8 protein-coding genes and 1 tRNA gene are annotated in these 8,314 nt (G+C 66.7%); 5 read left to right on the plus strand and 4 right to left on the minus strand.

Translation table 11 applies throughout. From position 1 onward, the window contains the following. Positions 1–124 precede the first annotated feature (124 nt). Positions 125–763, plus strand: coding sequence for a rhomboid-like protein (locus TX88_RS05605; RefSeq protein ID WP_044519131.1), 639 nt, complete (start codon positions 125–127; stop codon positions 761–763). A gap of 117 nt (positions 764–880) precedes the next feature. Here TX88_RS05605 and TX88_RS05610 read toward each other — a convergent pair whose 3' ends face one another. From TX88_RS05610 to TX88_RS05625, 4 genes are all read right to left on the minus strand, one after another. Next, positions 881–1,519 carry a TetR/AcrR family transcriptional regulator gene (locus TX88_RS05610; RefSeq protein WP_044515273.1) on the minus strand — a complete coding sequence of 213 codons (639 nt, stop codon included), beginning with the start codon at positions 1,517–1,519 and terminating at the stop codon, positions 881–883. 53 nt (positions 1,520–1,572) lie between these two features. Then, positions 1,573–2,703 (minus strand): TIGR03857 family LLM class F420-dependent oxidoreductase, encoded by a 1,131-nt coding sequence (locus TX88_RS05615; protein WP_044515275.1) that lies wholly within the window; start codon positions 2,701–2,703, stop codon positions 1,573–1,575. Between the two features lie 257 nt (positions 2,704–2,960). Next, positions 2,961–3,209, minus strand: a complete 249-nt coding sequence (locus tag TX88_RS05620) for a hypothetical protein (RefSeq protein ID WP_044515276.1) — start codon at positions 3,207–3,209, stop codon at positions 2,961–2,963. Between the two features lie 267 nt (positions 3,210–3,476). Then, positions 3,477–3,550, minus strand: a tRNA-Gly gene (locus tag TX88_RS05625). 361 nt (positions 3,551–3,911) lie between these two features. Between TX88_RS05625 and TX88_RS05630 the strand changes: the two genes are divergently transcribed. From TX88_RS05630 to TX88_RS05645, 4 genes are all read left to right on the plus strand, one after another. Then, complete coding sequence (locus tag TX88_RS05630; RefSeq protein ID WP_044515278.1) at positions 3,912–4,901, plus strand: DUF7159 family protein; 990 nt, start codon at positions 3,912–3,914, stop codon at positions 4,899–4,901. A 16-nt stretch (positions 4,902–4,917) separates the two neighbouring features. Next, positions 4,918–5,487 carry a dCTP deaminase gene (gene dcd / locus TX88_RS05635; RefSeq protein ID WP_044515279.1) on the plus strand — a complete coding sequence of 190 codons (570 nt, stop codon included), beginning with the start codon at positions 4,918–4,920 and terminating at the stop codon, positions 5,485–5,487. Positions 5,488–5,680: 193 nt separating this feature from the next. Continuing rightward, the gene (locus TX88_RS05640) at positions 5,681–7,024 is read left to right on the plus strand and encodes an ammonium transporter (RefSeq protein ID WP_044515280.1); all 1,344 of its coding nucleotides are present in this window, start codon (positions 5,681–5,683) and stop codon (positions 7,022–7,024) included. A gap of 221 nt (positions 7,025–7,245) precedes the next feature. Further along, the coding region (locus tag TX88_RS05645; protein ID WP_044515281.1) for a DUF7159 family protein at positions 7,246–8,314 on the plus strand (1,069 nt) is incomplete at its 3' end.

An 8,314-nucleotide genomic window follows, 5' to 3' on the forward strand; every position in this document is an offset into this window, starting at 1 on the left:
TACATCTGTGAGCAAAAAGCCGGTATCTCAAGGTGATTCGCTACCGTGCCGACGCGCGCGGATTTCGGCCCGGCGCAATCTCGGCCACCGTCCAGCCGTCGCGCCCATACTGAGTACTGTGCGCCTGAAGTCATGGCCAGCGGCGGTGTGGCGATACGTTCGCAGCGCCCCGTTGACTTATGCGTGGCTGGCCGTCCTGCTGGTCACCACGATCATCCAGCGTCAGACGCATGGGCGGCAGCTGCACGACCTGTTGATCGAGAGCTCGACGAACATCCACCACCTGGGGAGTGATCCGCTCTATGTGCTGGTCACGAGCCTGTTCTGGATCGACGGCCGGTACTGGACGCCGTATCTCGTCCTGTTCAGTCTCATTCTGGCGCCGGCCGAACGGTGGCTGGGTCAAATACGTTGGATGACAGTGGGTTTGATCGCCCATGTGCTGGCCACCTACATCAGTGAAGGCCTGCTGTATCTGGCGATCCACGATCACCTCGCACCCGAACGGCTCGTCCACGTCCGCGATGTCGGGGTGAGCTACTTCCTCGTCGGGGTGGGCGGTGTGCTGGCGTATCGCATCGTGCGGCCGTGGCGGTGGGCGTACCTCGGCGCGGCGTTCGTCTACTTCGGGGCCGCTCTGGTCAGCAATATCAACTTCACCGCGATCGGCCATATGTCGGCGCTGCTGATCGGGCTGTGCTGCTATCCGCTCACGCGGAGGCGGGCGGAGCGGGTCGAGGCGACTGCCCGATCGTCGGGCTGATCGTCGCGGCGGTGGGTGACAGATACTGCGTCTGCAAACCTGGTACTACATGCGGTACCACGTTTGGGGGCCGTATATCTGCCGCCCACGGGTTCGCGACGCATAACGCCGGCCGGCTCAGGACCCCGGCTGGGACAGCAACGCCACCACCGCGTCGGTCAACGCTGCGCGGGCGATCTCGAGATCTGAGGTGAAGCCCACTTCGCGCTCGTTGCTCAGGCCTCGGATCGCGGCGGGAAGCAGGCACCGCACCCGGTACAGCTGGTCCGGGTCGAGGTCGAGCCCGTCCATCAGATAGTCGAAGCCCTGAATCCAATCGAGTTCGCGCGCCGCGAAAGCCGCTGCCGTCTGCGGGTATTCGGAGCTGACATCGGAACGGCGCGGCGGCAGCGAGGTGCGCAGTGCGGTGAGCGCCCGCCCCTCGGTGGTGTCCAGGTAGGTCCAGACCGAGCCGATGGCTGCGGCCACCCGCTCCCGCAATGTTCCGCTGCGGGCCGGCAGTGCATCGGCATTGGATACCCAACTGCGGGAATGGATCTCGGTGATCACCGCGACCCACAGGCCGTCCAGGTCGCCGAACTGGTGCTGCACGGTGCCCCAGGTGACGCCCGCATCTTTGGCGACACGGTTTGCGGACACCGGTTCGCCACCGCTGTCGGCCAGACAGCGGATGGCGACATCGAGCAGGCGCGCCCGGGTCTCGAGGCCGCGCTTGTTCAGCCGGGTGCCTGCTGCCGATTGGACCGCGGAGGGCACCGCGGCGCGCCATTGTTCTTGCGCGCGCGCGGCCTGCGGGGATTCGTGGGCGTTCAGGCAAACCTCCCGGGATTCGCGGCGACCGCGCGCCGCAGTGTGGGCCGGTCGGCCCGGTACGCCTGCACGACGGGTTCGAGTTCCTGTGGGCTCGCCCCATGCATGATGACCGAGTGGGTACCCAGGTCGTACTGCCGGGCAATGGTTTTCGCGCAGTCCTTTGGCGATCCCTTGGCCACCGAGTCCAACCAGTCGGCCGGAATCACCTCGGCGATGCGCTGCAACGTCTCGAATGAGGCACTGGCGTCGATGGGTCCGGCCGTGGCCGCATCGGTGAACAGTTCGCTCTGCTTGATTCGCTCCCAAACCGCGGGATCCCAGCCGTTGGCCGACACCAGCACGTCCGCGTACGCCTGCAGGTAGGTCGCCAGTCGCCCGACACCGCGGCGCAACTGATCCTCCTCCGACAGCGTGTCGCAGACCGTCGCCAGGCACGCCCAGATGCGGACGCTGTCGGGATCCCGGCCCGCTCGTTCCGCACCCCGGCGTACCGCCGCGACCGATGACGTCGTCGCCTCGTCGGAGAAGAAGGTATGGAGCACAACGAAATCGGCGATCTCCCCGGCGAGTTCCATCGTCTTGGGGCCGACCGCGACCAAACCGATGGGCGGTCCGTCGGGCAGGCCACTGGCGTGGCGCAGGAACGGCCACTTCCCGGCCGGCCCGTCGTGGTTGAGGATCATCTCCCCGGCCCAGAGCCGGCGCAGGACACCGAAGAAGTCGCGCAGCCGGGCCTCGGTCACCACCGGCAGACCGATCGCGTTCCAGTACGCACCCATCCCGCGACCGAACGCCATCGCGAAGCGGCCCTCGGCCAGGGCGTGCATCGTCGAGCCGATCGTCGCGGTGACCGTGGGATGCCGCGTGTGGTAGTTGGTCGACGGCGCGATACCAAGGGTGGTGCTGCAGCCCGCCACCGCGCCTGAGAGAACCGCCGGATCCTTCACGGTGAAGCGTTCGCCGATGTGGCAGGAGCCCAGTCCGAGCGCGTCGGCCGTACGGGCCTCGGGCAGCACCACCCGGACATCCGCGGGATGCCGGGTCACGGCGTAGTAGCCGAGCTCGTTGAGCTGATCGAGCTGGCTCTCGCTACTCGATGGTTCCGTGACCTGCGGGGCAGTGCTCATTACGTACCTCTCGTTCCGTGGATGCCTAGCACTGTCATCCACGGCGACGATCATTGTCAATGAGGGTTCTCAATGAATGGGAGGATGTGGCAGTGTGAGCCGGGCGCTGGCAAGATCAAGCGCGTGCACGACGGTGGAGAATGCCGTCCGCTGTCATTCGTTGAAGTATTGTGCTGCAACCACTCTCGTGGAATTCTGATGCTTGAGCAGTTGCAATCACCGACGGTCGATGACGACTCGCCCGCTACTGGTCCGGCCTACCACCGGGTGCCGTCGAGCCCCGGAATCACGCACCGGCCGTCAGCGGCCACCCGCCCAATCACCATGCCGTCATACCCCGTGCACGATGAGTTGAGCGGCTCGCAGGTGTTGACGGACGTGATCACCTTGTCGGGACCGCATGCGGAGCCGGGTGCTGGCGGGTCGGCATTGGCGACGGCGGTGCTGAAGCCCAGCGTCAGTATTGCTGCGGCAGTAACGACAAGTGATCGGGTCGCGTTGAACATGATCGGTACCTCCGGCCGATGATGGCCCCCGACAAGTAGTAATGCTACTCGTGTGGTCCATGTCGTTGCCGATGATCGCGCGCCAGACTTGCTTGGTGAGCTGGAAATACCACCGGACGCAGTGCCCGCCAGTGCACACGGTGACATTCCCCGCGTTCGGGGTCCAGGTGCTCACCGAGCTGTACCGGGTGACGGGACCAGATGGAACCGTGCGGAAGGACAGAGATGGCGGTCTGGTAAGTCTTCCGGATGCCGGACCTGTATGTATGGAGCCGATGACGGGAATCGAACCCGCGTATTCAGCTTGGGAAGCTGATGTTCTGCCATTGAACTACATCGGCATGGTGCTGACGAAGGATAGCAACTCGGCCCGGGTTGTGGGCAAGGCGGTGCGGGCATCGCCCCGGCGAGTCTAAGAAATTGACGCCGCAGCAGCCGCGCGCTGGAGACCAGCGGGCGGCGAAGGTTGCCGGCGCAGCTGGCCGCGGTTGCCCAGTGCCGACTGGGTGCGTCAGGTGCTGTGGCGAAACATTCCACCCCAGAACATGATTGCCGTTCATGCGCCACCCTGAGAGTCGCGTAAAACCTCGCCCGGAAGTTCTCAGGTGCGGTCTCTACCGTCGGTTCTCGTGGGCTCCATCCGGTGCTGAATGGAGCGAGCAGGCCCGCAGCCCGGGCCGAATCAATCAAGGGATTCAACCCATGGATGTTGTCATCGGTATTGCCATGACGTCGCACGACGCCCGGCTTCTCCTGGTCGAGGGCACCCACGGCGACGGCTCGGTGATCGACCACGATTCGCTCGATCCGGACAATCGCGTCAGCGTCGAGCACGCTGACTTCCGTGAGCACATCGTCAACGCGGTGATCGACACCCGCGCCGCCGCCCCGGCCAACGGGTACACCGTCACCCGCATCGCCTTGACCTGGACCGACGCGGTGGCCGGCGAGGCCAAACAGCTCCTGGACGCGCTTGAGGAGCAGGGCATCACCAACGTCGCGGTGGCCGCCAGCGCCGATGCGCTCGAAGCGGCCGCCGAGTACACCGTCCACATCGCGGACTGCGACTCGATCGCGCTGTGCGTGGTGGAACCGGAGGTCACGATGCTGGCCGCGATCGGTGCTGAGGGCGAGGACGGCACCCGGCGGTTGCGTAGCCGACGTCTCGACGGACCCGACGCGGCCACCGCAGTGTTGGCCCTGCGCGGCCTGTGCGACAGCTTCCCCGAATCGATCGCCGAGGTTGCCATCGCGGGATCGGCTCCGGAAGCGGAAAGCCTTGTCGAGGAGGTTAATTCGGTGATGGCACGGTCCGTGGTGCTCGGCGATGATGCGGCCCTGCTGCTTGCCCGCGGTGCGCTGCTCGCCAGTGGGGACCGTCGCGACGAGACCGCGCCTGCAGTCAAGCGCGACCCTCTGACGCACACCTTGGCGATGGTCGTGGCGACAGCGGTGTTGATCGTGGCGGGTTCGGTGTTCCTGGCGCTGACCATGCGCGGGGGCACTGGCAACTCGCCGCCGCAGGCGTCGACCCCGGTGCAACATTCCGCGCCGGCCTCGCCGCCCGAGCCGCCTGTTCACACCGTCGTGCGCAAGGTGGTGCCTCTGGTTGGGAGGGCGGCCGGGAGATCCTTGGCGGCGCCCGACGCCGACACCTCCTTGCCGCCGTTGCCGCAGGTGGTCCGTCGCTAACCGATACGCTCGTCGGGTGCTGCTCTCCGATCGAGACATCCGGGCCGAGATCGCTGCGAAACGCCTGGCCATCGAGCCCTTCGACGATGCCCTGGTGCAACCGTCGAGCGTCGACGTCCGCCTGGACAGCCTGTTCCGGGTCTTCAACAACACCCGCTACACCCACATCGATCCGGCCAAACAGCAGGACGAGCTGACCAGCCTGGTCGAACCCGCGGAAGGTGAGCCGTTCGTGCTGCATCCGGGTGAGTTCGTGCTCGGCTCCACGCTCGAGGTGTGCACGCTGCCCGACGACCTGGCCGGGCGCCTCGAAGGCAAGTCCTCCTTGGGCCGTCTCGGATTGTTGACGCACTCGACGGCCGGGTTCATCGACCCGGGCTTCTCCGGGCACATCACCCTGGAGCTCTCCAACGTCGCCAACCTGCCCATCACGCTGTGGCCGGGCATGAAGATCGGTCAGCTGTGCCTGCTACGGCTGACCAGCCCGGCCGAGCACCCGTACGGCAGCGACAAGGTCGGCTCGAAGTACCAGGGCCAGCGCGGTCCGACACCCTCCCGCTCGCATTTGAACTTCATCAAGTCGTAGGGCACACGCCGCCCAGCGTGGCCCTTGTGTACGAGTTTCGGCCCTTCTATGTACATAGGGCCTACTTTCGGCGCGTAAGAGCGCGTAAGAGCGCGTGAACAGCGGGTGAGAAGTCGGAAACACGGCTGAAACACGCTCGCCGCTTGGCTGAAACGCGCGCCGGACATTCTCGTCGAGACCAAAGGAGCTCGACGTGCCCGAAATCGATCCGGCCGCGACAGCCTGGCTGCTCGCCAGTACCGCGCTGGTCCTGCTGATGACCCCCGGCCTCGCCATCTTCTACGGCGGCATGGTCCGCACCACCGGCGTGCTCAACATGATCATGATGAGCTTCATCTCGATCCCGCTGGTCACGGTGGCCTGGCTGCTGGTCGGTTACACCCTGGCGTTCTCGGATGACGCCGGCGGCGGCCTGATCGGCGGCCTGCAGCACTTCGGCATGCTCGGCATCACCCCGAGCACAGCCCACGGCGCGGTGCCCGAGCTGTTGTTCGCCACGTTCCAGCTGACCTTCGCGATCATCACGGCCGCCCTGGTCAGCGGGGCCATCGCGGACCGGGCGAAATTCGCGGCCTGGATGCTGTTCGTCCCGCTGTGGGCCGTCGCGGTGTACGCCGTCGTCGCGCACTGGGTCTGGGGTCCGGGCGGCTGGCTGGCCGGCCTCGGCGTGCTCGACTACGCAGGCGGCCTCGTCGTCGAGATCGTCTCCGGCTCCTCGGCCCTGGCGCTGGCCCTGGTGCTGGGCCCCCGCATCGGCTTCAAGCAGGACGCGATGCGCCCGCACAACCTGCCCTTCGTGCTGCTCGGCGTCGGCCTGCTGTGGTTCGGCTGGTTCGGCTTCAACGCGGGCTCGGCGCTCGCGGCCAACGGCACCGCCGCGGCGATCTTCCTGAACACCCTGGTCGCCGGCTGCCTCGGCATGCTGGGCTGGCTCACGGTCGAGCAGGTCCGCGACGGCAAGCCCACCACCTTCGGTGCCGCCTCCGGTGTGGTGGCCGGTCTGGTGGCGATCACCCCGTCGTGCGGCACCGTCAACACCCTCGGAGCGGTCGTGGTCGGCCTGGCCGCCGGCGTGGTGTGTTCCTTTGCGATCGGCCTGAAGTTCCGGTTCGGATATGACGACTCGCTCGATGTCGTCGGCGTGCACTTCGTCGGCGGCGTGGTCGGCGTGCTGCTGATCGGATTCCTCGCCACCGAGGTGATGACCGCGGGTCCGCAGGGCCTCTTCTACGGCGGCGGGCTGACTCAGCTCGGCAAGCAGCTGCTGGCCGCGGTCGTGGTGGCCGCCTACGCCTTCACGATGTCCTACCTGTTGGCCAAGGCCATCGACCGGTTCATGGGCTTCCGGCTCAGCCCCGAGGACGAGACCACCGGCGTCGACTTCACCCAGCACGCCGAGTCCGCGTACGCCGAAGGTGTGCACGGGCATATGCCTCCGCGCCGACCCGGATTGTTCGGCGGCACGCTGGGGCAGTTGGGCCAGTTCGGAGAGCGTGAACAGCGCCCGGATCCGGCCGAGGAGGACAGCGCGGGATGAACCGGCCGGCGCCGTTTGTCGTAATGCCGAGTAGGGTCTAACTAACCGGCGCCGGCACGCACCATGCCGTCGCGGTCCGACCGGAATCTCAGCGCGGTAGCTAATGCGCCCGGGTGTAACGATCGAGCAGGTTGCACCGATGAAGGTTCTAGTTGTCGGCTCGTGCGGAGTGTGTGCGTAATGGCGACAAACGCAGTGTAGCAAACACATTGGAGGGCTTGGTGGACATCGTATTGGGTGTGGCGATGGCACCTACGACAGTCCGCATGGTGCTGGTCGAGGGGGAGAAAGCCGACGGGGTAACCGTCGATCATGACGTCTTCGACGTCACCTCTGTTGATGATTCGGCAACCATCAGTGCGGCCGATCAGGTCGTCGCCGCCATCCTTGGAACCCAGGAGAGCGCCACCACGGGTGGGCACCATCTGAAGTCGATCGGCGTCACGTGGACCGACCATTCGGACGCCGCCGCCCTGCGCGACACGCTGTCCGCGCACGGCATCGACGACGTCATGCTGGTCTCCGAAGGGCACGCCGCCGCAGCGCTGGCCCAGGCGGTCGGTCGCGCGGTCGGTTATGACACCACGGCGCTGCTGTTCATCGACCGTGACACCGCGACGCTGTCGGTGGTCAAGACCGACGACGGTTCAGTGGTCAAGGTGCTGGGCCGGTCCCTGCACAGCGCCGACGCCATGGCCGTGCTCACCGACATGGCCGCCGCGGTGGACGCCGCCGAATCCGCGCCGGACGGCATGTTCGTCCTCGGATCCGGAGTGGACGTCGCCTCGGTCAAGGCGCATCTGGAAAACCTGGTGTCGCTGCCGATCAATGCCCCGGACGAGCCCGAGATGGCGCTGGCCCGCGGTGCTGCACTCGCGTCGGCCAATGCTCCGGCGTTCGAGGCCACCACGGTCGGCCTGGCCTATTCGCAAGATCCCGACGGCACCACCGCCGGCAGCGCCTACGGGCTGGCCGGTCTGGCCACCGAGATGGCCCCGGTCGGTGCCGATTCGGTCGACGGGATCGACCTCGTCGCCGACGAGATGCCGATGGACGAGGAACGCAAACCGTTCCTGCTGGTCGGTTCCGCGCTGACCTCGGTTTTCGTGGTTGGTGTTGTGGCCCTGGTTATTTCGCTCGCGGTGAGCATCCGGCCGACGGTCGATCAACGGCCCGCTCCGGCGCAGGGCGCGGTGGCCCCCAGCGCCCCGGCCAAGCTGCCCGCCCCGGCGCCGCCGCCGGAAGCTGCCATCCCGCCGCCACCGGCCCCGCCGCCAGAGACCATCAAGG

It is taken from the genome of Mycolicibacterium septicum DSM 44393 (genome assembly GCF_000455325.1).
Lineage (GTDB): Bacteria > Actinomycetota > Actinomycetes > Mycobacteriales > Mycobacteriaceae > Mycobacterium > Mycobacterium septicum.

Coding starts and splice junctions, on each gene's coding strand:
- TX88_RS05615 (WP_044515275.1), bottom strand. CDS start 2,703: ATGAGCACTGCCCCGCAGGTCACGGAACCATCGAGTAGCGAGAGCCAG.
- TX88_RS05620 (WP_044515276.1), bottom strand. CDS start 3,209: ATGTTCAACGCGACCCGATCACTTGTCGTTACTGCCGCAGCAATACTG.
- TX88_RS05630 (WP_044515278.1), top strand. CDS start 3,912: ATGGATGTTGTCATCGGTATTGCCATGACGTCGCACGACGCCCGGCTT.